Source organism: Vibrio ichthyoenteri ATCC 700023 (assembly GCF_000222605.1).
GTDB lineage: Bacteria > Pseudomonadota > Gammaproteobacteria > Enterobacterales > Vibrionaceae > Vibrio > Vibrio ichthyoenteri.
In genome coordinates this window covers 13,959-37,948 of the sequence record NZ_AFWF01000101.1, presented here as the reverse complement: position 1 = coordinate 37,948, position 23,990 = coordinate 13,959, and the positions used below count along the sequence as shown (strand labels likewise).

Sequence of the window (23,990 nt, the reverse complement as noted above, 5' to 3'; positions counted from 1 at the left end):
GGTACGTATCGTTAACTGGCATGGCAGCCAATCTTTTTTACTTCGTATCCTTGATTCTAGTGACAAACGACCATTTTTAAGCAGTGTTTTTAGTTGTTTAGTTCGATCAAATTCGTGTTCAAATGTGAGATCGGAAAGTGAATCTAGTTGACCAAACCATTGATAGCTTTGTTGGTTTTGCATTTCTACTGTCATGTTGCGAGACACAACCAAAACCGCATCTTGGTTTTGTTCAAACATTAATTCGACTAATTTACGACGGTGCTCTGCCAAGTGACGTTCGGTGATGTCTTCAAGTTGTAACAATACGTGTTTGTTTTCATCCATTGGATGGCAACTGACTTGATAGTGGCGCAAGGTTTGAATCGCACGCATTTCGATGGCAGGTAATGGCTGCTGGTTTTCGATCGCCGCGAGCACTTCTTCAATTGCACTGCGTGGTTCAAAGTAGCGTTCTAGAACGTTGCGTGTGTTGTTCTCCTGATCAATATCTTGCAACTCTCTGGCTGCCGCTGGGTTGCAGTAAGTGATTTTATCTCCGGGAGAGACAACCACGATGCCACGTTTCATCACATCAAGCGCACGAAAGATGTAGCGGTTTTTTTGTTCGACGCTATCGAGCGCAGAGTGTAACTGTAGCTCCCTTTCACGTAGGCTACTTACCATTTCGTTGAAGCAGGCCGTGAGCTTTCCGAGCTCATCATCATGCATTATCGGCAGCTCTTTTTTTAGTACCCCGTCACGCGTCATTTTTTCCATTGAATGGTGCAGTGTACTTAATGGTGTGATGATCAAGCGGTGCAGCGAGCGTGCAAATAACCAAGCAAGCACTGAAAGCGATAGTGTAATCACCAATAGCCAAGTCCACAGTTTTTGTGCCATGGCTTTGAGATACTCTAAAGAAACCCACACCTTCAATGTGCCGATTTGTTCTCCACCCAACAAAATTGGGGTGCTATGTACCTCAAACTCTTTGGTTTGACATTGCACAACCCCTTTATTCCATGCGCAGCCACGTGGAATGCGTTGAATATTAATAAATTCTTGTTGTTCACTATTAAGAACCTGCGCGGCAATAATATCCGGGTCAAAGCTTAAATTATTGATTTGCTCTTGTGCCGATAGAGCATCATCAAAGGTTAGAGCCGCTGGTAGTGTGTTTGCGACCGCTTTGGTCAGGACACTGATGCGATGATCGAGGTTCACTTTTTGTGAACTGACATTAAATTGAATCGCTAATGCGCCAATGCCGCCAATAATAAAGGTGACCATTAACCATGTTGGTAGGATCATTTTATAGCGAAGAGGTAGGCCGGCCATTAAAGTTGTGATCATGGTTAGGCCTCACTTGCTAAGATGGCGACACTGAGCAGTTGTGCACGCAATTTGATTTGACTGGGTTCCACGTTTTCACGGGAAATCATGGGTTTGATGCGGTTGTTTACTTTGACAAACGCAATCATGCCACCGCATTGAATAAAGGCTTTATTGGAGCCGACAAGCAGTGCGTGAGGGTAATCAAGCTTAAGTTGAGTAACTTGTTGCTCATCCACGCCTTCGACATACAGTATGTGGCAAATTGAACTGGTCGGGTTTTGCGAAATATTGTCATAAGTTGCCGTCTCGGGTTTGCTTAACACTATATCTCGTAGCCGAAGTGCGACATCAGACTCCTCAGTAACGCAGAACTCTAATGGTTGAGTTGAGACGCCCGTTTCTTGCCAATCAGACAGCAGCGCAAAGCGGTATAAATAGACCGCCATAAGATCTTCATCGCTGTATTTAGCGAGTGCACTACAAGAGAAAATTATCAGCCCCAAGGTCAGTATGGAGCGGCGGCTTAGGCGCTGAAACAAACGTAGAATCATAGAATCTCACTCATATATCTTGCGCTACGGCCCATTCAATCGTTACCCAATATTGGGTTCCATTTTGAAACGGCGTCATGTTTTCAGCAAATTCTGTATTTTGATCGGCGCCAACACCTTCGACGGTGGCGGTGATTCTTGGGGCGTCGCTAGAGCCGCAAATAGACCCAGAACAGTGGCCAATAATACGCTTATAGCTGTAGTTAGCATTGAGTTGCAGTTGTTCTGCCGGCTGCCATTTTATTGCCAGTTCAGCCCCATAGGTTTCTGTCCATAATGGGTCGACATATTGATTGTTATAATTTTCTATTACAGTACCAATAGTGCCATCTGAAGAGCCGCCAGGAATCACTACTTGTGAAGCATTGAGGCGAACTAAAGCTCGAATATTATGATGCTGACTGTAGTAACTGCTTAAACTCACCTGCAGCTGCTCTTTATTCCAAAAGCGATATCCTAGTTCATAGGTTTCAATGCTCTCGGTTTTGAGTTCTTCATTTCCCCAATCAACAACAGAGTAATAATAGTCATAGTGATTACCGTCATTAAATAGAGCATTTTCTATTAGGGTATTACGTCGAAAAGCGGTTTCTCGCTCTAATCGAGAAGGGGTGACAATGGCTTTACCCCAACCCGCCCAGAGTTGCTGCTGATCAGACAGTGCGTAACTTAGACGTACTTGTGGCTGAGAGTCGACCTCATCAGTAATGTTATTGTATTGCCAGCGGTTACCAAAGGTGGCGGTAATATTATCGGTGATTGGCAGGTTCCAATTTCCATAAATACCGTAACTTTGGTTTAAAAATTTGGGCTCATCCGTTATTCGTAAATACGGCATAGTATAGAAATCTAGAGCGTCGTAAATTCCGAGTTCTTCATCAATTAGACGAAGATTGCCACCTAGTGTTAACTGGGTTCCCCAAAGGTTGTCCCAAACCATTCGTGTATCGATATCGGCTCTGAAAAAATTTGCGTTCCGGTGGGTACTATCATTGGCACTATAGGTTAGCCAAACATCATTTTCTAAACGCTGTTCTGGCGACATTTCGTAAATATGCTGGATACCAGCAAAGTACTCTTCCATGGTCATTTCGGTCTCATACATATGAGTGCCGGAATTATCGGGAAAGAAAATAGTGGGGCGGTAGTTAGCCCATAAATAGTCTTCACGTGAGCGAATACCACCTGCTTGCACACTCAATGTATGCGCTAGCTTTTGATAGTCATAACGGCCACCAAAACGCTCTGTATAGACGGTAAAGTGATCATTGGGTTGAACGCGCTCCTCATCACTTGTCCATGGGGGATGTTCAACAAATTCAAAGTAGCCACTAAGGTAGGCATAGTCACTAACTTGAGCTGCATGGCGCATTTGGTATTCACTGTAACCCCAGTTACCTGTTTTAACGGTAAGCTGTGCTTCAAGTGCGCTATCGGCTTCAAGGGTGATGATGTTAATCACAGCCGCTGCGGCGTTGCCACCCCATGTAGTCCCTACTGGGCCTAAAACGATTTCAATTTGTTCGATGTTATCAATGCTAACCGGAATAAGATCCCAGTCCACACCGGAAAACATCGGGTTAAAGACACTGCGACCATCAACCATCACCAACATGGTATTACTCATCACCTTATTATTACCACGAGCACTAATGCCCCAATCGTAATTGGAGTATTTGGCAACATGTAATCCAGGCGCGAGTGCGAGTGCGTCAGCGACAGAGCGAGCTCCGGAACGGTTAATCTCTTTGGCGGTAATCACGTATACCGCAGCAGGGGTATCAGCTAAGCTTTGTGAACTGCGCGTGGCTGAAGTGACCTTGGTTTCCGCTAAGGAGGTTAATGACATATTTAACAAGTCATCAAGAGAATCCGCCGCCAAAGTGGGTAGCGCAAGTATGGTAGAGGTAAGCAGTGGCGTTATTTTTATAAGATTCATTGTAAACGTTTGCCTAGCAGCGTTTTTTTTTAGTTATTACTGTTAACCGCACAGGATAAGGTTGTGTTTTAATAAAAATGTAACACTAATCGAGTTTTAAGCCAGCAATATAAGGAACGAGATGCTCTAATTATAATTGTCCTATCGATTATTTTAATTTATTGATTGTGTTTGATATTTATACTGTTAAAAGAAACCAATCGGTAAGAAGAAATCCAATTCAAAATATTCAGTGTCGTTTAAGAAATGGTTCTGGTGATAATGTACATAAGCTGAGGTTGATCGCATTTTAAACCCAGAATTAGGTAGCCACTTTTCTAATATCAGCGTGATCTGTGGAAGCAGTTCGCCATAATGTCCTTTTAAACGAAATACAGCATGTAGCCCTCCCGGAATCACCATTTGATTCACCATGCCACGAACCTTTACGGGCTTATCAACCGTCATACAGGCGACGTAGCGGCATTGATTTAGTTCAACCCATGCAGGATTAGAATGGTGTAGGCCAAATTGCTCAGTGACGTTGCGTCCTTCTGATTCTGCCCAAGCATTAAGAATCAACCACGCCTGACGGATAGAGCGGTTATAGCCCACATGTCGTACATAAGCAGTAATGCGAGCGGGCACTTCTAAGACTTTGGCTTGAGGTGTTGGGCGCTGTGCGACTCGGCGATAGGCGGCGGCAATTTCAGGATCTTTTAGATACGATTTTTCCGTTGTTTGGAAATCATGCTGGCGCCATTGTCCCGGAGCCATATGAAAAGTGTCTTTAAAAGCACGACTGAATGAGGACAGAGAGACAAATCCACACTTGTTGGCAATTTCAATGATGGGGGAGCGAGTGTCGAACATCAGTTGATTCGCTGCATATTCCATTCGAGTTCGCCGGATATATTGGTGGATTGACTCTCCGACAACCTGTTTAAAAATACGGTGAAAATGTTGTTCCGAATAGGCGGCAATTTTAGCGAGATCTCTCCCCGTCAATTCTTGGCTGATATCTTGATGAATGTAAAAAAGCACATCATTGATTCGGGAAACGTGTTGTGGGTTCACAAAGAAAATTCGCATAAATGGACATATTAGACAGCATAAATGGACAAATTATTTGATGCAACAGGCAGTATTATCATTAGACACAACAAATTGTACACCGCTTCGCAAAATAGGCTCTCAAGTCACAGAAGTCGGTATTTATGACTAAGTCCTAAAGATGGCTTGGCAATGAAAAATACAATCAGACAGGTACATCATGGAAATTGCGCAATCATTACAAAATGTTAAGTCCTCTTATATTCGGGAGATCCTAGCTGCCGCGTGTGATAAGAATGTCATTTCACTTGCAGGAGGCTTGCCGGATGAAGCGACCTTCCCGATTGATTTGATGAAGCCGATGTTAAACAATTTGGCCAATATGCCAGAGGTGTTTCAGTACGGCTCAACGGCGGGTTATGCGCCACTACTGAATTTCTTAAATGATTACTATCATTTACCAGATACACATCAAGCGATGGTGACGACAGGCTCTCAGCAGGGGCTTGATCTGATCGCCCGTGCTTACATTAATCCGGGTGATACCGTGGTGATGGAAGCTCCGAGTTATCTTGGTGCTATGCAAGTGTTTGGGTTAGTTCAGGCTGATATTGTCACCGTTTCACAAACCGAGTTCGGCCCAAATCTCGAAGAGCTTGAGCAAAGCTTTGCTCGCTACCAACCAAAAATGTTTTACGCCGTGCCGGATTTTCATAATCCGACAGGTGTCTGCTGGACGTTAGACACGCGACAGAAAGTGGCTGCGTTATGCCAACAATACCAAGTGACGTTTATTGAAGATGCGCCCTATCGCGAACTGCGTTTTACAGGCGAAGCTTTACCTATGGTATCTGAGTTCTGTCCACAACATTCCATCGTGCTGCGTTCGTTCTCTAAAATTGCCTCACCGGGTCTGCGTATAGGCGTCGTGAGCGGTAAGCAAAGCTTTATTGAGCCACTAATCAAGATCAAGCAAGGCGCGGATCTCCACTCTAGTGTGCCGATGCAAGCGTTATTGTTAGGTTTGTTGCAGCATGTCGAGTTTCCAGCTCATATTGACGCGATTCGGGCGCTTTACAAAGTTCGCTATGAAACGCTTTATCGTGAACTTAAACAACAATTGCCTGAGCTGTGCGAGATAAAGGCGGTGGATGGCGGTATGTTCATTTGGGTTTCGCTTCCACAATGTGACACTTTTGAGTTGGCAAAGCAGTTACTCGCAACGGGGGTTGCTGTGGTGCCAAGCCCAGTATTTTACCCTGAGGCAGAAAGTGCTCCTGCGGCGTTGCGTCTAAACTTCACTAACGCAAATCAACAAGAGCTTATCGAAGCGGTAACTCGCTTAGCGCAGGGCTTAAAATCGTTCTTATAGAAGACGAAGCATCACGTTTGAATTATAAAAAAGGGGCGTTTAAAGCCCCTTAACTACATCTGTCGATATTTATTCTTTATTACGCCACCAGTGAATATAGTGCAGTAGTGCCATACCACCATGTGCGTAGAAGTAAGTTTCGATTAAACCAACACTGGTTTTGTGTATTTCGAGAAGTTGTGGTGCGGTGCCGGAGTTACTAGCGACGAGATACCATATCGCCCCCGTCAATAATGCGAGCACTAAAGCAAGTAGACCTAAACCTTCAACGGTCGCCGCTAAACCTGCTGGTTGTGATTCGGGTAGGCGTAACGTGCTAATGACTTTTATGTCTTGTTTAATTTGGTTGATGTTACCAGATAACCAAGGGTACATATCGGCAATGGTACGGCGTTTAATGACTCGGTAGACAAACACCAATGTGATAAGCAGTAAGCAAAGTCCACCATAAGCGTGCAACTTAGCTGTGAGGTTGATGCTTCCCCACAGTGTATTCGCATGAACATGCATGAAATTCGAGGTAATGATCTGCGCTAAGACCCAAACAAGAATTAAAGCGTGCAGCACTTTTTCTGATTTTGGTAGAGCAGCGAACAGCTCATCCACTCCTTCCTTTACACGTGATAAGGCCATAATGTGATCTTCTATGCTGACTTATAAACTTATGAATAAAGACAGTATAGCGGCTGTCTTATTTTATTGAGTCTACGCCGTTTATCACGTTAGGCTATGTTTTTGCCTACAACATAAGTGCTCATTTCTGATCGTGGTGAAATAGAGGATAGATAGAGTTAGAAAGTTAAAATTACAAGTCTTTGGGGCTTTGCTTTGTCGATAATACAAGAGCAAAGCCCTAGAAGCCTATTGACGAAGACGTGCTATCTCTCCCACTTGAGGAGCTGCCAATTTGGTTGGCTGGCATGCTCGCACAAACGTGGGCATGGATTGACTAGATAGGTGAAATCGGCGTACTGACACAGCGGTAGGTCGTTAATCGAATCACTATAGAAGTGAATCGGAGAAAATCGCTGTTGTTGGGCGAGTCGCCATGCTTCAAGGCGAGTGATTTTGCCTTCACGATAGCTTGGTACGCCGAGAATATCACTGCTGTAACAGCCGTTATTTTGGAGAAGATCAATGCCTAATGCATGGAGAATCCCGATCCGCTTTACGACGGCTTCGACCAAAAAAGTGACGCTGGCAGAGATCACCAACATATCGCAGCCATCATGGGCGAGTTGCTCGATAAGTTGTGTTGCTTGTGGGTATAGCCTAGGTAGAATGTCGCGATCAACACACTCGTCGGCGAGCGCGTGAACCTGTTCAATAGGTATATCAGCCAGTGGTGCCATGGAAAACTGCAGGTAGTCTTCCATATCCATTTCCCCAGCGGCGTAGAGTGCCATTAAACGACGATCTTCAATCAGAAAATCCGGCTGTGTTGCGACGCCTTTTTCCACTAAGAACGCATTCCAAATCATCGCGCAATCACCATCGATAAGTGTGTCATCCATATCAAATACATAGAGGGGTTTCGACATCGTTATGCTCTCACTGGCTGAATTTCGTTGAGGTTAAATAGGAGTTCAAGTTGGCTGCCGTTGGCGAGCAGCCGCTCTGATGAACGGTTTAATAAATCGACGGTTAACTCACACTGGTCAACGTCTACTTGATAGCGAATTACATTGCCAAGTAGCTGATGATTTTTAATCGTGGCGGTTTGAGGAGCAGAAATATGGCTGCCATAGTGGCGACCTTGCTCTTTGACGTAAATAGACTCAGGGCGAATGGCCACTTTCCATCCAGTATCGATATTAAATAGTCGCTTGGCGTTATGCGCTTCCACGAGATTGTAATGGCCCATAAAGCCGGCAACGAACTCATTAGCTGGTTGAGTGTAAATCTCCTCAGGTGTACCCGCTTGAACGATCTCACCTTTATTCATTAAGAAGATTCGGTCTGACATGATCATCGCTTCTTCCTGATCATGGGTGACAAAAATGGTGGTCAAATTCATCTCTTTTTGAATGTCGCGGATCTGTTGACGCAAGTGTTTACGTATCTTGGCATCAAGGGCAGATAGGGGCTCATCCAACAACAGGATACGGGGCTTAACTACCAAGGCGCGAGCGAGCGCGACGCGTTGGCGTTGCCCGCCAGAAAGCTCATGTGGGTACTGCTTTTCTTTGCCTTTGAGATCGACCAAGTCAATCACTTTAGCCACCTCACGTTGGATATCAGCACTGGCCAGTTTCTTCATTTTTAGGCCGAAGGCGATGTTGCCTTCCACCGTCATATTAGGAAATAGCGCATAGGATTGAAACACCATGCCGATGCCGCGTTGTTGTGGCGTTTGCTGCGTGATCTCTTCGTTGTTCACCCAGATTTCGCCACCATCGACCGGATTTAGGCCAGCAAGGCTGCGCAGTAGGGTGGATTTACCACAGCCACTTGGGCCAAGTAGGGTAATAAATTCGCCTTGTTCGATGCTAAATTGGATGTTTTCGAACACGGTGTTGTCACCAAAACGTTTGGTTAGGTTTTTTGCTGTTACGTAGCTCATTATTTGGCTCCTTGGCTGAAACGACTGGCTAGCCAAGTCAGTAAGAAAATAAACAGGAAGTAGGTCATCACGAGTGCTGATGTAAAGTGTCCACTGGTCTGACGCATATTAAATAGATAGATCTGTAGGGTTTCATAGCGAGTGCCGACTAAGATATTCGCGAATACAAACTCACCGAGTAAAAACGAGAAAGAGAGAAACAGTGATGCCATCAAGCCTTTCTTTAAATTGGGTAAAATGATCAGCAAGAAGGCTTTGCTGGTGCTCGCGCCTAACAAATGCGCCGCATCCATCAGGTCATGCAAATTAATCGCCTCAAAGCTGTTTGAAAGCGCACGATACATAAAAGGCAGCGCGATGGTGAAATAGGTGCCAATCAAGATCCATGGCGTGCCGATTAAGGCAATTTCGCTATCGGCATAAAGCTGTAGCAAGCCAACGGATGAGACAACGGGTGGCACGGCAAACGGCAATAAAATGAAAATGTTCATTAGTTTGTCGAGCTTAGGGAAATAGTAAAACACCACAAAAATGGTTGGTAAAACCAGAACCACACTCAAAGCCAGCGAAGCGATACAAATAAACAATGATCGCGCAAAAGCCTGCAAAAAGCGCGGGTCGGTGAGTAAGTTGGTATACCAATCAAGCGTAAAACCATCGGGTAATATGGTCGCACCCCAACTGGATGAGAGCGAGTAAATCAGTGTCGCCACAATCGGGATCAGCATGATGGTGACAATCGAATAGACCACGGATTGATGAAAGCGAGGATTAACGTTTTGCATGCGATTGTTTCCCTGCGTAGCTTTTTGAAATCAGCCATTGGTTGATCACAGTAATAAAGGCCAGCATGGCCATTAGCACCACAGAAATTGCCGCCGCGAGGTTGGGCTCGAGGAACAAGTCACCCGACACTAAACTCGCAATACGAATGGTGATCACGTTGTAGTTTCCAGAAGTTAAGGCATACACGCTGGCATAGGCGCCAATCGCATTGGCCACCAAGATGATAAAGGTGCCAAGCAAAGCGGGAGAAAGCACGGGCAGTGCCACTTTGCACCAGTATTGCCACGTTTTTGCGCCAAGCAATGACGCGGCCGCTTGCCAATCGTCGCTTAGAGCATCAAAGGCAGGGTAGAGCAGTAGCACTGCTAATGGAATTTGGAAGTAAATGTAGATTACCAGCAACCCCCATTGGCCATAGAGGTCAAAGCTGCCGAGCAAACCGTATTGCTTTAATAGCAATGTGATGGCGCCATTGGTACCGAGGATGATGATGAAAGCAAATGCGAGCGGCACTCCGGAGAAGTTACTGCTCATATTGGTAAACGCAATCACGGCATCGCGCAGTTTGGAGTTAATTCGGCGCAGAGAAGAGACCAGTAAAGTGGCAATCGCAAGGCCAAATAAGCTTGACCAAACGGCTAGCCACAAACTGTTGCCGAAAGCTTGCATCATAAAAGCAGAATCGAGCACTTCGATGTAATTATCTAATGCAAACTCACCTTCATAGATGAAGCTATTGATAAACACCCAACCCATCGGGGCGAGTTGAAACAAATAGAAAAATAGCGCGAAGGGTGCAATCCATAGCGCCGGTTTTAAGCGTTTCGCTTGGCGAACGACACGCAATGACATCGAGGGTGAGGCAGTATTTGACTGCGCAATAACAGTGCTACTCATAAGGCCAACAATTCCTGCGTATATGGTTTGTTATGCTCAATACCAAGCAGTTGGCAAACCGTGCCGCATATCTCGGTTTGTTTCACCGTGATGGTGTTTTGAGACGATGATGGCAGAGGCTGATGAGTGAACTTGTTGCCAATCACAAACATCGGCACTTCACGTTCTTCTGGTAAAATACCACCATGGGAAAGGTCGTTATTCATACCGTGATCACTGGTGATGATCACTTGGTAGTCATCGGCCAACCATCGATCGATATAATCAGACAAGAGGATGTCAGCGTGACGGGCACTGTTACGATATTGGCGTGAATCGACACCAAACTTGTGCCCCAAGTCATCAATATTCATCGGATGAATCAGCAAGAAATCTGGATTGTGGGTTTGACGTAAATGTTCGGCATCTAAAAAGAGTGCTTCATCCGGATAGTGATCCCAGTGATAGAAGCAGCCATGCTGAATGTTGAGTGCTTCATCATTAGTGAATCGGTCACGCACCGCGTCATAAGGCGCGCGGTTGTATAGCTCGCTCACCCAGTGATACGCCGCCGCAGCGGTGGTTTTACCTTGTTGTGTCGCGAGACTAAATATCGATTGATGATGGGATAAGCGCACAATGTGATTGTTAACAATGCCGCTGTCGACGGGGCGAACCCCAGTCAGAATGCACTCATACAAAGGGCGCGACATCGATGGCAATTCACATTGCAGCGAGTACAGCGTTGCGCGTTGTTGTTCTAGCAGACCATTCAGGTAACCCATGCAATCACGGGCTACCTGATAATTCAGTCCATCTAGAACCACAAGGATGACCTTGTTGTTCATGGTGTGTTCTCTCGTACTTCTTAGTGTGACGACGTCTTACTGTTGGTGGATCAGCACGCTTTCTTGCCATTGACGTGGCAGTTTACGCGATGATTTTTCCCAAGCAGAGAAGTCCGAAACTGGGTGCACGTTACTGTATTGGTCGTTTTCCAGAAGTTTGTCTTGGATTGCTTTTGGCAGCGTGATGCTGGTGCGAATTGGGCGAGCATAGCCTTCAGCAAGGTTAATCTGCCCTTGGTCGCTGAAGATGTATTCACGAGCTAGCTTTGCTGCATTCGGGTTTTTGGCGTATTTGTTGATGATGGTGGTGTAACCTGAAATCACCGAACCATCTTGTGGAATCGTGACGGTAAAGCGCTCACGATCAATTTTGTCACGGTAATTCAGCGCGTTGAAATCCCACATGATCGCCACTTCCACTTCGCCTTTTTCTAACGTCGCCATGTTTGGGTCAGTAAAAGAAAGTCGGCCTTGTTTTGCCAGTTCCGCGAAGAATTTGATGGCCGGTTTTAAGTTTGACTCATCACCCCCGTTGGCAAAGGCGGCCGCAAGAATGGCGTTGTTGGCTTGCGCGGCAACGCCCACATCACCAACCGTCACTTTGTAATCACCGGTTAATAGGTCACTCCAGTTTTTCGGTGGATTATCGACTAGGGTGTTGTTGGCGATAAAAGAAATGGTGCCAGTATAAGCAAGTGCCCAGTGGCCATCTTTGTCTTTAGCCCAGTCAGGAATATCATTCCAAGTGGTAGGTTTATAAGCTTGAGTTACCCCTTTTTTCACCGCGACACGGGCGAAGGCGAAACCGATATCACCAATATCTGCGGTGGCATTTTTCTTTTCTGCTTCAAACTTAGCAATTTCTTGTGCTGAGCTCATATCGGTATCTTGGTGCTTCAAACCGTAATTTGCATTGAGGTCGGCCCACGTTCCTTTCCAGTTTGCCCAACTGTCAGGCATGCCTACGCTATAAACCGCCCCTTCTTGCTGTGCAGCTTTGATGAGGGCTTCTAAATTGGCATCATCCTTTGATGCTGAGAACGCAGGTACTGAAAGTGTGGCGGCAACCAGAGTGGCTGATACTGCTGTGGAACGACTTAGCAAAGTTTTCATAGTCTCTATCCTCTTGGACTAGGTCAGTAAGTTCGTTTTGTATGCTAGGCAGGAAATGTGACGTTTTGGCGCAACTTATTTGACAGTTTTAATGACTTTCAATGGCAGTAATATTTCAATTCATCAGGGCAGGGAAGCTAAATAGCAAAACAATAAAAGCGTCTTCTAACGGTCATATTTTTGTGACAAAAGCGTCTTAGTTTGTTTGGCAAAAGCAATGGACTAGATCAGCATTACAATGCAGCGACCAACTCAACTGGGAAAAATAAAACACAGTCTGCGAGAGCAGATTGATTCAGGCGTGATGCTCAAAGGGCAAAAACTGCCGTCAGAAAGAGCCCTTAGTGGCTTGTTTTCAACCACTCGGATCACCATAAAAGATGCGCTGGTGGCGTTGGAAACCGAAGGATTGATTTATCGAGAGGAGCGCCGAGGTTGGTATGTGTCACCGCCTCGAGTTTGTTATAACCCGCTCTCGCGTGCGCATTTTCACCAAATGATCCGCGATCAGCAGCGAACTGCGCAAACCAAGCTAGTTGATGTACGTAATGAAATGGCGGCGGGTGAATATGCCGCAGCCCTCGATATTAGTGAAATAACACCGATTCATATTATTCAGCGTGTCAGAACCATTGATGGCCGAGCAGTGTTATTCGTCGAAAATGTGCTTAAAAGTGGATTGTTTGAGGGCATTTTGCAGGAAAATTTAACTGATTCATTAACAGAAATTTATCGCTTGAAGTATGGTTATGAAACCAAACGCTCGCGTTTTGATGTGGTGCCAACGGCTGCTCCTTGTCATGTTGCTAAAGCGTTGAATTTGGCCGAAGGTCAACCGGTGCTGAAAATTTGTCGCGTTAATTATAAGCAGGATGGCCAATTGATGGATTGTGAGTTTGAATACTGGCGACCTGATGCGGTGTTGATTCAAATTGATAACCACACTGTGGCTACTTAATGAGCACTTTCGCAGGCGAGAAGCGGCAAAGCAGGCTCTCTTTTTTCAGTTATACGCCTTTAACCTAAAGACATCGCAGGCAAACTTGCTTACACTTAGGGGCTAACTAAAAGATAGGTGAAAACATGAAAATTTGTGCTGTTGAGCTACGTAGCAACGAAGCGATTATCTGCTTGTTAAGTAAAAGTAATAGCATGATGGACATCCCTGATTGTCGAACTCAAAAGTTCATTATCAAGGATTCTTTGGATAACAAAGAGATGCGTGAATTTCAATTCGCATTTAAAAAACTGCTTGATGATTACCAAGTGGATCGTGTTGTTATCCGTACTCGCGAAACTCGCGGTAAATTTGCTGGTAGCGCAATCGGCTTCAAGCTAGAGTCTGCGATTCAGCTTATCGACGGCCTTGACGTTCAGTTCATGAGTTCGGTTGATATCAAGCAAGCGCTTAAGCGTACGGCTCCAATGGTTGACTTCCGTGATACTGGTCTACGTCAGTTCCAAGAAGCGGCGTTTATTACAGCTTACGCGCACTTGAGCTAATCACAGCGATTTAGCCCAACCTTGCGTTAACAAGAAACGAAGCCATTCGATTAAATCGAGGCTTCGTTTTTTATTGTCTGCAATATGTTAGATGATTGAGAATCAACAAATAATGGCCGATTCGTCGGACTTTTCTATACTCCTATTCATAGGAACTTACCCTTGTTGGAAGTCGCGACTTACCTGCTGTGAATCGCGTGAATGAAAAGGATCATTATGTTGAGGTCAAAAGTGGATTGGGCACTAGGATTGAAAACGACATTGGTGCTGCTGTTAGTGTTGGTACCTTTTTCCACCATACATGCAGAAGAACGTCGCTTTTCAGCCCATAGAGATAATTACCTGTTGCCGTTTTATCATGAAAGCAAGGTCAACCAGAGTCGCTATGAGACACTCAATCCCAATGGGCATGCGGCAAAAGATACCTTTGTCCAATTTCAATTAAGTGTGAAATATAAGTTGCTGGCATGGGATGAACATGGTGTTTTTCTCGGCTATACGCAACGCTCAAATTGGGAAGCGTATGACGATTCGGCCTATTTTCGCGATGACCAATACAATCCGGAATTGTTCTATCGATTCACTTACGATGCTGGGCAACTATCGGTGGGTTTTGAGCATCAATCAAATGGCGCTGGTGGTGATTATGAAGTGAGCTGGAATCGAGCTTATGTTGATGCGCAATGGCAGTTTGATACCGTGTCCCTACGCTTTAAGCCTTGGGTAGATATTGGTAGTAACAACTATAACCCTGATATCGTCGATTTTTTGGGCTATGGGGAAGCTGAATTAGGATGGCAACCGTTAGTTTCTCATGAAGTTAAACTGACTATCGCGAATCTATTTACCAAAGATTGGCAGAAAGGGGCTTATCGAGTGTCGTGGCGTTTTCCGCTTTATCAGGGCTTAAATGGGTATTTGAAAGCTGAAACCGGCTATGGCCTTACTATCTCTAACTATGATTTTGACGAGAGTGCTTTCGGTGCGGGCTTTGCCTTTAACTTTTAATCGATTGGCTTACTCTAAAATGAATAGGAGCCTATTGGCTCCTATTTTTATACTCAGATAAGCCGATATCACGGGTTGTCACGTCAATCAACGTATTGCTATCTTGCATTCATCGCTAGTTATTCCATCTTGGGCTTGGGTTTAAATAAAGCGAGTAATGGAATTAAGCACAAGTACGAGAACAGCAAGAAGCCAAAGGTATAGACAAATGCCGTCAGGGTTGATTGTTGATGGAGTAAGTTTTGGATCTGCGCTAGAAACGTTGGATCGGTAATGGTGGTTCCTTGGGCGTGAGCTGCTTGCTGCAGCGCTGGATTGGTTGGAGATAAAGCGCCGCCGAGCTCATTCCATTCTTTCTGCTGAATACGTGAGAAGTAAGTATTTACTATCGAAATACCAAACGAACCACCAATGGTACGACACAAGTTAAAGATCACCGCGCCACCAATGGTGTCTTTTGGTGCTAGTGTCGCGTAGGCCAACTGACTTAACGGTGCAAACACCAATCCCATCCCTGCGCCTTGAATAATACTGGGCAGCAAAATCCAGTAGATGTTGATTTCCAGTGAGTATTGCGTCATTAAATAGGTGCCAGCGGCATTGAGAGATAAGCCGATGACAATCAATAGTCGCGCGTCAATTTTGTCCATATAACGCGCGAGAGCCAACAAGACAATCGCCGAGGTTAAGCCCCGCGGAGCCATCATAAAGCCAGTGGTTTCAACCGGGTAATTGAGCAGTTGTTCCAGCATCATGGGTTGTAGCTGAGTAATACCGAACATACCCATTGAGAAACCCGCCATCACGATACACGACATGGCTAAGTTACGGTCGCGCAATAACCACACCGGGGCAATGTCGCCTTTCGTCATGATGGAACGGCTGACAAAGAACACAATGGCGAAAGCACTGATGATTGCCGCGAGTAGAATCTCATTGGATTGGAACCAAGACTCTTCGTTGCCTCTATCTAGCACCATTTGCAGCAAGCCGATACCAATGGTCATGGCGATCACTAGTGGCCAATCTATTTTGCTCTCTCCACGTCCATCGAGTTTGACAAAGAAATAGAGTAAGGCGAGGCAAATAGCACCAATCGGCATGTTGACGTAAAAAATCCAACGCCAATCCATGTTTTCGGTAATGATGCCACCTAGCGTTGGGCCAAGGATCGGGCCAAGTAAAACCCCAACACTGAATAGTGCCATCGCCTTACCACGCTGACTTTTTGGATAAATCTGCACCATGATCGATTGGGAAAGAGGGATCACGGCAGCGCCAAACGCACCTTGCATGATGCGGAATGTGACCATTTCAGCAATGCTGTCGGCTTGACCACATAGCGCCGATGTCACCACAAAGCCGCTGACCGAAATCAGCAGTAAACGGCGAATACCAAACTTCAGAGCGAGAAAACTTGCTAGCGGAATAAATATCGCTTCCGCCATTGAGTAAGAGGTTAGTACCCAAGTGACTTGATCTGACGTTACACCCAGCGCCCCCATCATATGTGGCAGAGCGACATTGGCGATGGTCATGTCCAGCAATACCATGATGGCGGAGAGCATTACCGCCAAGGTCACCAGTTTTCGCGTCCCTTCGCTCATGACATTGGCTTCTTCCTCCTCTGAAGAAGCGGTGTGGGCTAGTTCCGCCATACTACTGCTCTTGCTGGCTAGGTTGAGTTTGAGCGGTATTCGACTTCATAGGTGCCTTAGATACAGTGTCGATAGTGACTGTTGCACTGGCCCCTACGCGCAATGGGAAATCTGGATGTTCCGTTTCGTTGCTGAGATGGATCAAGATCGGAAAACGTTGTGGGATTTTTACCCAGTTACCGGTGGCATTTTCTGGCGGCAATAACGAGAAAGCAGAGCCGCTGGCAGGAGAAATTGCTTTGACGGTACCGTGATATTTCGCATCAGGATAGAGATCCAACTCAATGGTCGCGGGCATCTCGGTGGTAATACGTTCTAGTTGAGTTTCTTTGAAGTTGGCTTGTACCCAGAAAGTATTGTCTTCAATCAAAGGCACTAGTGCTTGGCCGGGAGAGACTACGCTACCTGCATGGGCACTCAATTTGCCTAGATGACCATTTTTAGATGCGAAGATATTGGTATAAGAAAGCGACAGTGTCGCTTGGCTCAATGCTGCGGCCGCTTTTTTAACTTCTGGTGCCGCTTCACCTTGTGCGCCTTGAGCTTTGATGAGTTGCGACATATTGGCGCGTGCGGCAATCACGTTTTCTTCCGCGCTGGAAAGCTTGGCTTTGGCATCATCAAGTTGTTGTGCAGGGAGTAATTGTTTTTTGACTAGGTTGTCGATGCGTCGGTAAGTTGATTGTGCATCCGCAAGGAGTGCAAGGGTGCTTTTGACGTTAGCACTGGCTGCGAGAATCGCATCATCGGTGGCAGCATTGCTTTGAATCGCAACTTCATAAGCCGCCCGAGCTTCATCAAGTTTAGCTTGGAACGGTGCCGGGTCGATTTGGTAAAGCAAATCTCCTTGGCTGACTTTTTGATAGTTTGACACATTGACACTCAATACCTTGCCGCTGACCTGTGGTGCAATGTAGATCACGTTGGCGTGAACGTAAGCGTCATCGGTACTCGGATAATTCTTTTGGTGTTCAACATAGAAGTAACTAATGGTGGCAAAAATCGCTGCAATGATGACAGCAATAGTAAGATTGCGAATAAAATGGGAAGTCGACGTATTTTCACTCATTGTTATAAACCAACTAGGTTAGTCGCCTTTTTGTCAGGCGTTTGAGATTGACGCAGAAGCGCATGGTTACATTTTCTTACACAAATACTAGACCTAGTTCTCAAACCTAACAACGGCTTAGGGGAAAAAAATTATCAATCAGCTGGAGCCTTTGCTTTACACATGTAAAGTAAAAAGGGTTTTCAAATTATGGTTCCTGAACCAGGACGGCATGAGGGGGGCACATTATTAGCGCGTTCCTAAATTGGGCCAGTGGCCTAAGTATAGCTCGGGATAATTTGGTTATGGAGAGGCAGAGTACACTGTTACATCAGCATGTTTTTGCTCGGTAAAATAGTGTAAAGGGGCATTTTTCTTATTGCTAATTTTATTATTTGTCGTTAATTTTGCGCTGAACATAAACTTCCTTCAGTCGAGACATCGTGGTGTTAAGTAAAAATTTAACCACAATCAGCTTACTTATGATGACGTTAATAGTAGCGATACTATTGAGCTTCTCTGTACGTGCTGATGTTTTGTCTGAGCGTTTATCTATTGATCATCTCTCTGCACAAGTGAGTGACTCTGATTATATTAGTGATGAGATATCGGATAGATTTTTGACCGGTGAGCCTGGATGTTGCGATCCCGGTGGGAGTTGTAGAGATACCCAATGCTGCTCTCATGGATCAACGTGCGGTAGCTGTCTTGTTGGCAACCTATTGTCGTCTTATGCGGCACCTTATCGATCGCTTGTCGATATTCCCCGAATCAACTTCTACCTAAGTGCTGATCAGCATTCTCTCTATCGTCCTCCGATAGTGTAATTCCAATCTTGTAGCATTCCGCTACAGCCTCTTTTGTGCACGAATTTTCCGTGCGTATTTACCATGCATGTAAGTAAGCAGACTTATTTACATCGCTTAGTGATTGGAATAATAAAATGAATTTCACATTGTTCACTCAAACGTTGTGCACACAAGCACGGCTTTCATCCGTTACTTGCTCTGACGCTGCTATTGTCTTATCGATTGCAGGGGGGCGTGATGATGCTTAAACGTTTACCTATGCTGCTATTTATCTCAGTCTGTTTAATTTGGGGGACGACATGGCTTGCGATGGAAGTTGCCGTAAAAACTATCCCGCCGATATTCGCGACAGGGCTTCGTTTTTTCATTGCCGCTCCATTATTGCTTCTACTGGCCAAACGGTTTAATCAACCGTTGTTGTTCCCGAAAGAAAAAAGGGTCTGGATGCCCATCGTTGCTATTTTTTATTTTGCGGTGCCGTTTACCTTAATGATTTTTGGCGAGCAGTATATCTCTTCAGGACTCGCATCAATTATCTTCGCCAATATGCCGATAGCAGTGATGATCACATCCGGTCTATTTCTAGGCCTTAGGTTGCGTAAGGTACAAGTTATCGGTTTATTGGTCGCTGTGAGTAGTCTTATTCTAATTTTGGTGAATGAGATGAGCTTAGGTGGAGAAAATTATCTTCTCGGCTTTTTAGCTTTAGGTGGTGCGGTGGCGGCACATGCGGTGATGTATGTGTTGGTTGAAAAACACTGCAAAGGGATCGCAGTGCTTACCTATAATGCATTGCCGAGTTTTGCCGCCTCAATTTGTCTGTTTGTAACGTCGATGATGGTCGAACAACCGAACGTTTCCGAGTTTTCGTTGGATTCTATTACAGCGGTAGCTTATCTCGGTTTATTTGCCAGCGTCGGTGGGATTGTTGCGTATTTCAAATTGGGGCAAGTTTCCACCCCATTTACCGCATCCATCTGCTTCCTATTTTTTCCTTTGATTGCGTTGAGTCTATCGACATGGTTTTCTGATAGCAGCATTTCAATCGCTTCGATAGTGTTGATGGTGCCTTTGCTAGGCGGAATTTTATTGACCAAAGTTGAAGCTTCATCTTGGAGTAAATGGCACTCAGTGCGACAGTCATTGAGACGCGCAGTTCATTCATGATGATATAACCAAAATGGCGAGATGTTATGAGCTTCTCGCCTCTATCGAGGCAAGGTGCGGATTGAACATCTAATTTTGTCTCAGTCCCATGCGGCACAACTGACGGAAATCTTTTGGACTGACACCGGTATGGCGTTTGAAGAACTTGGTCATATTGGTCGCTTCGTTAAATCCAAGGTCAGCGGCGATGTCGGCAATGGCATATTGACTAAAGGCCAACTGACGCTTAGCTTCGATAAGCACTCGTTCATCGAGCAATTCTTTGACACTGATACCGGCGTTATCTTTGGATAATTTATCTAGCTGCTTAACACTTTTTCCCATCGACAGCGCGATTTCGGCGACCGAAGGACGTAGGCTAAAGTGGTCATCAATATGGTTCTTTAATCGGTAGAAGTCATTCGTACCCAGTTGTAACTGTTGCGCGGTTATTTTGTAAATTGGCACGATGGTTTTTAATAGCAGGCTACGCAAAAGGCCGCGAAGAATTTCACTACGAAATTCTGAGACGCTATAAAACTCTTTTATCAACACATGGAAGAGGGCGTCGACATCTGGACAAACCTTATGGGTACAGTTGACTTGAACAAGGGCTGCTATCATGGAATCAAAATAGGGGTCATGGCCACTTTCAGCCAGAAAGGTGCAGTTAAAGGGCAAGATAAAACCATCAACTGTGCGATTTTTAGCAAATGCGTGAATTTGATTTTTGCCTAAGGTCAGTAAAGTGCCCGCTCTAACTTGATGGAACTGGTGATCGATGTAGTGTTGACCTTCTCCTTCGGTAATGTAAATCAGCGCACTGAAATTGAGGCGATGATGACGAGAGACCTCTTCTATTCCGCGCTCAGCGTACAACTGTGAAATGCGGAAAATTGATGGATTAGTTAAGCCAGATTCCGAGCTCATGCGCTCTAGTGGGATACATTTACTGTTCATAGTACGTATAAAAGGAGCTTAAACGAGGTTAAGCTCCTTAGAATAGTTATCATTAATATAGTGATCGCATTGATATAGCTAGTATTTTTCTTGTGCCATATCTGCAGCCATCTGCTGATAGTCAATTTTGACCTTACTCTCTACTACAACCGTCGCTTTTTCTGCTTGCTTGGTCACAGTATGCAGCAATTGCTGAGCTGTCTGTTCGTTGCTTAAGCTTATGTAGCTGGTGGATAGTTGCAAAACGATCACCACTGATGCCAAACAGTAAAACGCCATAGAGATATGTTGTCTCATTGTTATTCCTTATTTTGTTTCGTGGCTTCATTATCCATCACGCTGCGACGAGGCGATCGTGGTGTGCTTGGGCGAGTTTTTTTGCCTTTTTGATTACGCATTTGCTTGAACCAGTTTTTATTGAATACGACAAAATCGGTCATGGCATTGATTGGGCATAGGCTTTGACACCAAGGTCGACGGACTACCAATGACGTTAGGATGATCATCACCGTAAGTATAAAGAGGTACATGCCGCCAATCATGCCAAAGGCAATGCCAAACGGTTCGTAAACGAATGCCGCTGGGCTGCGGAAATAGGCTCCTAAACATAGAGTGACAAGCAGTAACACACGGGGAAACCAAATAAAGAATTGGTGGCGTACCGGTGATGATTTTGCGTTACCCACCTTGGCTAAGCATTGCTGTACTGCGCCAAATGGACATAGGCTCTGACAGTAGACATTGCGGTTGTAATAGAAGATGTAAGCAATACTCAGCGCTAACAGAATAAATGGCGTGTAGTTCGCGACTCCTGAGATCCAAGAGCCATAAACCAAACCGCCCATAATGGAAGCGGAATAAAGGGACGCTGAATGGAATCCAAATAACAGGGTTGAAGCGGCCAGTAACGCGACATTCATTTTTATTTTGTGCTCAGAACGAGTACGGTTGACCCAAACCGCGATGCCAAAGAAGACCAGTGCAGCGGCATCCAGCCACTTAAAGTAGCTCAAAGGTGAAGCTTGCTCAGACAATCGGTAGCCAAACAGCGCTTGGCGAACAGGATCTGCTGCTTGATTGAGTGCTTGTGTATACGCATCAGAGGTGAGTGTTGCGCCAGTGATGGCATCTACATTGATGGCCTTTTTCAGGTTTTTGCCGAGCAAAGCTTCAGGCAGCTTTTCTTCTACCACTTTATCAAAGTATGACGACGTTTCTTTTGAAGAGAGTAGAGAGATCGTTTCCACCTCGCCTGCAGCGGTAAATACGGCGCCGATCGTGAGTTCACCACCATAGCCGATACCAGAACCAAAGCTCACCCATTTGGCATTTTCTTCGCCATCTGCCCCCACCAATTGATATAAGTTCGGAGAGATTTCTAGCAACTGATCTTCAAGAGAAGCGATGTGCTCAAAAAATTGTGCTTGGGAATTGTTTGGCCGTAAACCACCTAAAAACCATGCACCAATGAGGAGTAAAATCGACAAGATGCTAAGGATCTTTTCGAGGTTTTTATTTCGATTTGGAGTTTTTGCTTTTTTAATTGCCATATAGAAATAGACAAGCCACAAAATGAGATTCTTGTGGCTTGCTCCTTAATATATTACTAAATCACGATGAATGGGATCAGTGTGCGGTGTTTGGTTTGAGCGCAATCAGCACGCGCAATAAAATTGCGCCGCCAATGATAAGCCCAGTGCCTGCAAAGCCTAGGAAGTACCAACCAGCTAAACCTTCGTTTTCACCCAGTAGGGTAAACGCACCAGCGACAGTTAAAACGATGGAAGCCCACCAACCACCGACTAATGCCCATTTCCACCAGTTCATACCCAGCTTGAATTGTTTTGCCCATTGATTAGCACCGGCAAAAACCAGCACTTGTAGTGCACCAAACGCCATCCAAAATAGCGGATCAAGTACAGTTGATTGTGGAAACATTAGAAGCCCTCCCAGTTACCATCGTATTCCCAAGTTTTTTCAACCTTGAGGTAATTCTCGCTGCGCATCCATTCAGGTGGCTGGTGGTAGCCTGCAAAACGACCGCCATTCCAATCGCCGTGATACGCTTCGGCCTCTGGGTAGTAGAAGAAGTTGTGCTGCATCGCCAATAGCGTTTTACGCGTGATGCCGGTTGGATCGCGAGGATCAGTCTCTTTCACTAAGGCATGAATCCAGTTGTTCTTACGAGTGTAAGGGCATACTGCGATACACACGCGACAACCCATGGCGGTTTCGGTCGGGCCTTGGCGCCACATTGTCCAGCAACTGTCTTGGTTGAAGTCGAATTTTCGGTAACCACGCACCACAACATCGGGCTTATCTGCTTTACTGATTGAGCCACTCGGGCATGAATCAGCGCAGATCTTACACTCTTCACAAAAGTGCTTAACTTTAGTGTCGATCGGTTTATCAGCTTCGAGATCCAGTTCTGTGATCACAGCCGCCAGACGAATGTTTGGCCCTAACTCTGGTGTTAATAGAATACCGTTACGTGCGGCTTCACCCATACCAGCTTGGATAGCCAGTGGTGGCACAACGATTTCGTAATCAGAGCCCGGCCACTGTGGACGAGCCGCATAGCCAAGCTCGCCAAGAAACGCCGCCATTAGACCTGATGCATTTTTTGCGCGGAAGTAACCGTCATACGATGTTGAGTAACCGATGGCTGCATACATTGGGTCCCAGTTCATTGGGGTGCCAAATATGATGACGTTCTTCCAGTGTTTTGGTACGGATTCATCCCAATCAGGCATACCACGCATGGTATTTTTGAACATGAAATTTGGGTCCATCTTAGTGATGCCCACAATGCTCATGCCAAATTTGAATGCCATCTTTTTGATCAAATCGGAAGCGTGCTTTGGTGATTTAAACTCTTGTTTAGTCCGTTTTACCCACTGAAAATCGACCTCATCTGGGTGACCTTTCGGGCTTGGTGGAAAATCACTCTTCACACCACGCATATAGGCTGCAGAGTACGCCCATCCAAGCGCAAAGCGTGAGCGGTGCTGTTCAAAGTTTTGCGCGTGTTCTGCTTTCTCTTCAAATGATTGGTACATGTCTGCCCAACGTTCAGGGTAGCGTGAGTAATATTCACGTACTCTTTCATTAGGAATCTCACGCCAGTCTGTGGTTGGAATCCAACCATTTTTCATTTCAGCACCCAGCACACGGGTACGGTGGAATAAGAAGTCACTCCATTCAGGACGAGTGAGCTCGCCGGCAACTTCCATGGTCGGGGCAACATCAACCCGAAATGGTTCGCGGTTAAAGTACATATCGTGGCCTGATTCAGTGCGGCCCCAGCCGACGTTTGCATCAGGATCTCGGCCCAGCACAAAGCCAGCGCCAGCCGCTGCACCAATTGTCGCTGTGGCGGCAGCTGCGCCACCTAGCTTCAAGAAGTCGCGGCGTGAGGTGTCGGCGACACCAGTTTCAACTTGCTCTTTCACATTAACTCC

Annotated in this window: 24 protein-coding genes; 6 read left to right on the top strand and 18 right to left on the bottom strand. The window is 45.6% G+C overall.

What is annotated here, in order from left to right:
- From RH85_RS08780 to RH85_RS08765, 4 genes are all read right to left on the bottom strand, one after another.
- Window positions 1–1,335 (bottom strand): CHASE sensor domain-containing protein (locus RH85_RS08780; protein WP_006711869.1); only part of this gene is annotated, 1,335 nt, incomplete at its 3' end.
- Between the two features lie 2 nt (window positions 1,336–1,337).
- On the bottom strand, window positions 1,338–1,868 hold the full coding sequence (locus RH85_RS08775; RefSeq protein ID WP_006711868.1) for a YfiR family protein: 531 nt from the start codon (window positions 1,866–1,868) through the stop codon (window positions 1,338–1,340).
- Between the two features lie 10 nt (window positions 1,869–1,878).
- Complete coding sequence (locus RH85_RS08770) at window positions 1,879–3,807, bottom strand: TonB-dependent receptor plug domain-containing protein (RefSeq protein ID WP_006711867.1); 1,929 nt, start codon at window positions 3,805–3,807, stop codon at window positions 1,879–1,881.
- Between the two features lie 186 nt (window positions 3,808–3,993).
- A complete protein-coding gene (locus tag RH85_RS08765) occupies window positions 3,994–4,863 on the bottom strand; it encodes an AraC family transcriptional regulator (RefSeq protein ID WP_006711866.1) in 870 nt (289 codons plus the stop codon).
- A 196-nt stretch (window positions 4,864–5,059) separates the two neighbouring features.
- Between RH85_RS08765 and RH85_RS08760 the strand changes: the two genes are divergently transcribed.
- Window positions 5,060–6,211, top strand: a complete 1,152-nt coding sequence (locus tag RH85_RS08760; RefSeq protein ID WP_006711865.1) for an aminotransferase-like domain-containing protein — start codon at window positions 5,060–5,062, stop codon at window positions 6,209–6,211.
- Window positions 6,212–6,280: 69 nt separating this feature from the next.
- Here the strand turns inward: RH85_RS08760 and RH85_RS08755 are convergent, their stop codons facing one another.
- The 7 genes from RH85_RS08755 to RH85_RS08725 form a co-directional block, all read right to left on the bottom strand.
- On the bottom strand, window positions 6,281–6,844 hold the full coding sequence (locus RH85_RS08755; protein WP_006711864.1) for a cytochrome b/b6 domain-containing protein: 564 nt from the start codon (window positions 6,842–6,844) through the stop codon (window positions 6,281–6,283).
- A 245-nt stretch (window positions 6,845–7,089) separates the two neighbouring features.
- Window positions 7,090–7,752 carry an HAD family hydrolase gene (locus RH85_RS08750; protein ID WP_006711863.1) on the bottom strand — a complete coding sequence of 221 codons (663 nt, stop codon included), beginning with the start codon at window positions 7,750–7,752 and terminating at the stop codon, window positions 7,090–7,092.
- A gap of 2 nt (window positions 7,753–7,754) precedes the next feature.
- Window positions 7,755–8,774: an ABC transporter ATP-binding protein gene (locus tag RH85_RS08745; RefSeq protein ID WP_006711862.1), complete on the bottom strand. Its 1,020-nt coding sequence runs from the start codon at window positions 8,772–8,774 to the stop codon at window positions 7,755–7,757.
- Entirely contained in the window at window positions 8,774–9,559 is a 786-nt protein-coding gene (locus tag RH85_RS08740; protein WP_006711861.1) for an ABC transporter permease, read from the bottom strand. Before RH85_RS08740 ends, RH85_RS08745 begins: the two co-directional genes overlap by 1 nt.
- On the bottom strand, window positions 9,546–10,457 hold the full coding sequence (locus RH85_RS08735) for an ABC transporter permease (RefSeq protein WP_006711860.1): 912 nt from the start codon (window positions 10,455–10,457) through the stop codon (window positions 9,546–9,548). The genes RH85_RS08740 and RH85_RS08735 overlap by 14 nt, the downstream gene beginning before the upstream one ends.
- Entirely contained in the window at window positions 10,454–11,284 is an 831-nt protein-coding gene (locus RH85_RS08730; RefSeq protein WP_006711859.1) for an alkaline phosphatase family protein, read from the bottom strand. Before RH85_RS08730 ends, RH85_RS08735 begins: the two co-directional genes overlap by 4 nt.
- Window positions 11,285–11,320: 36 nt before the next feature.
- Window positions 11,321–12,397, bottom strand: a complete 1,077-nt coding sequence (locus tag RH85_RS08725) for an ABC transporter substrate-binding protein (protein WP_006711858.1) — start codon at window positions 12,395–12,397, stop codon at window positions 11,321–11,323.
- 238 nt (window positions 12,398–12,635) lie between these two features.
- On the opposite strand from RH85_RS08725, the gene RH85_RS08720 reads away from it, so the two are divergent.
- The 3 genes from RH85_RS08720 (at window position 12,636) to RH85_RS08710 (ending at window position 14,908) form a co-directional block, all read left to right on the top strand.
- Window positions 12,636–13,355, top strand: a complete 720-nt coding sequence (locus tag RH85_RS08720) for a UTRA domain-containing protein (RefSeq protein WP_006711857.1) — start codon at window positions 12,636–12,638, stop codon at window positions 13,353–13,355.
- A gap of 125 nt (window positions 13,356–13,480) precedes the next feature.
- Entirely contained in the window at window positions 13,481–13,900 is a 420-nt protein-coding gene (locus tag RH85_RS08715; RefSeq protein WP_006711856.1) for a DUF3010 family protein, read from the top strand.
- A gap of 216 nt (window positions 13,901–14,116) precedes the next feature.
- Entirely contained in the window at window positions 14,117–14,908 is a 792-nt protein-coding gene (locus RH85_RS08710) for a phospholipase A (RefSeq protein WP_006711855.1), read from the top strand.
- Window positions 14,909–15,027: 119 nt separating this feature from the next.
- Here the strand turns inward: RH85_RS08710 and RH85_RS08705 are convergent, their stop codons facing one another.
- Window positions 15,028–16,566, bottom strand: a complete 1,539-nt coding sequence (locus tag RH85_RS08705) for a DHA2 family efflux MFS transporter permease subunit (RefSeq protein WP_006711854.1) — start codon at window positions 16,564–16,566, stop codon at window positions 15,028–15,030.
- 1 nt (window position 16,567) lies between these two features.
- Window positions 16,568–17,635, bottom strand: coding sequence for an HlyD family secretion protein (locus RH85_RS08700; protein ID WP_006711853.1), 1,068 nt, complete (start codon window positions 17,633–17,635; stop codon window positions 16,568–16,570).
- Window positions 17,636–18,096: 461 nt separating this feature from the next.
- On the opposite strand from RH85_RS08700, the gene RH85_RS22730 reads away from it, so the two are divergent.
- Both RH85_RS22730 and RH85_RS08695 read left to right on the top strand, forming a co-directional pair.
- A complete protein-coding gene (locus RH85_RS22730) occupies window positions 18,097–18,441 on the top strand; it encodes a hypothetical protein (protein WP_138956457.1) in 345 nt (114 codons plus the stop codon).
- A gap of 219 nt (window positions 18,442–18,660) precedes the next feature.
- Window positions 18,661–19,590, top strand: coding sequence for a DMT family transporter (locus tag RH85_RS08695; protein ID WP_006711852.1), 930 nt, complete (start codon window positions 18,661–18,663; stop codon window positions 19,588–19,590).
- Window positions 19,591–19,659: 69 nt separating this feature from the next.
- On the opposite strand, the gene RH85_RS08690 is transcribed toward RH85_RS08695, so the two are convergent.
- From RH85_RS08690 to RH85_RS08670, 5 genes are all read right to left on the bottom strand, one after another.
- Complete coding sequence (locus RH85_RS08690) at window positions 19,660–20,529, bottom strand: helix-turn-helix transcriptional regulator (RefSeq protein ID WP_006711851.1); 870 nt, start codon at window positions 20,527–20,529, stop codon at window positions 19,660–19,662.
- 78 nt (window positions 20,530–20,607) lie between these two features.
- Window positions 20,608–20,826, bottom strand: coding sequence for a hypothetical protein (locus RH85_RS08685; protein ID WP_006711850.1), 219 nt, complete (start codon window positions 20,824–20,826; stop codon window positions 20,608–20,610).
- Between the two features lie 2 nt (window positions 20,827–20,828).
- Window positions 20,829–22,016, bottom strand: a complete 1,188-nt coding sequence (locus RH85_RS08680) for an FMN-binding protein (RefSeq protein ID WP_241210376.1) — start codon at window positions 22,014–22,016, stop codon at window positions 20,829–20,831.
- A 139-nt stretch (window positions 22,017–22,155) separates the two neighbouring features.
- On the bottom strand, window positions 22,156–22,467 hold the full coding sequence (locus RH85_RS08675) for a hypothetical protein (RefSeq protein ID WP_006711848.1): 312 nt from the start codon (window positions 22,465–22,467) through the stop codon (window positions 22,156–22,158).
- Window positions 22,467–23,981, bottom strand: a complete 1,515-nt coding sequence (locus tag RH85_RS08670) for a 4Fe-4S dicluster domain-containing protein (RefSeq protein WP_006711847.1) — start codon at window positions 23,979–23,981, stop codon at window positions 22,467–22,469. The genes RH85_RS08675 and RH85_RS08670 overlap by 1 nt, the downstream gene beginning before the upstream one ends.
- Window positions 23,982–23,990 lie beyond the last annotated feature (9 nt).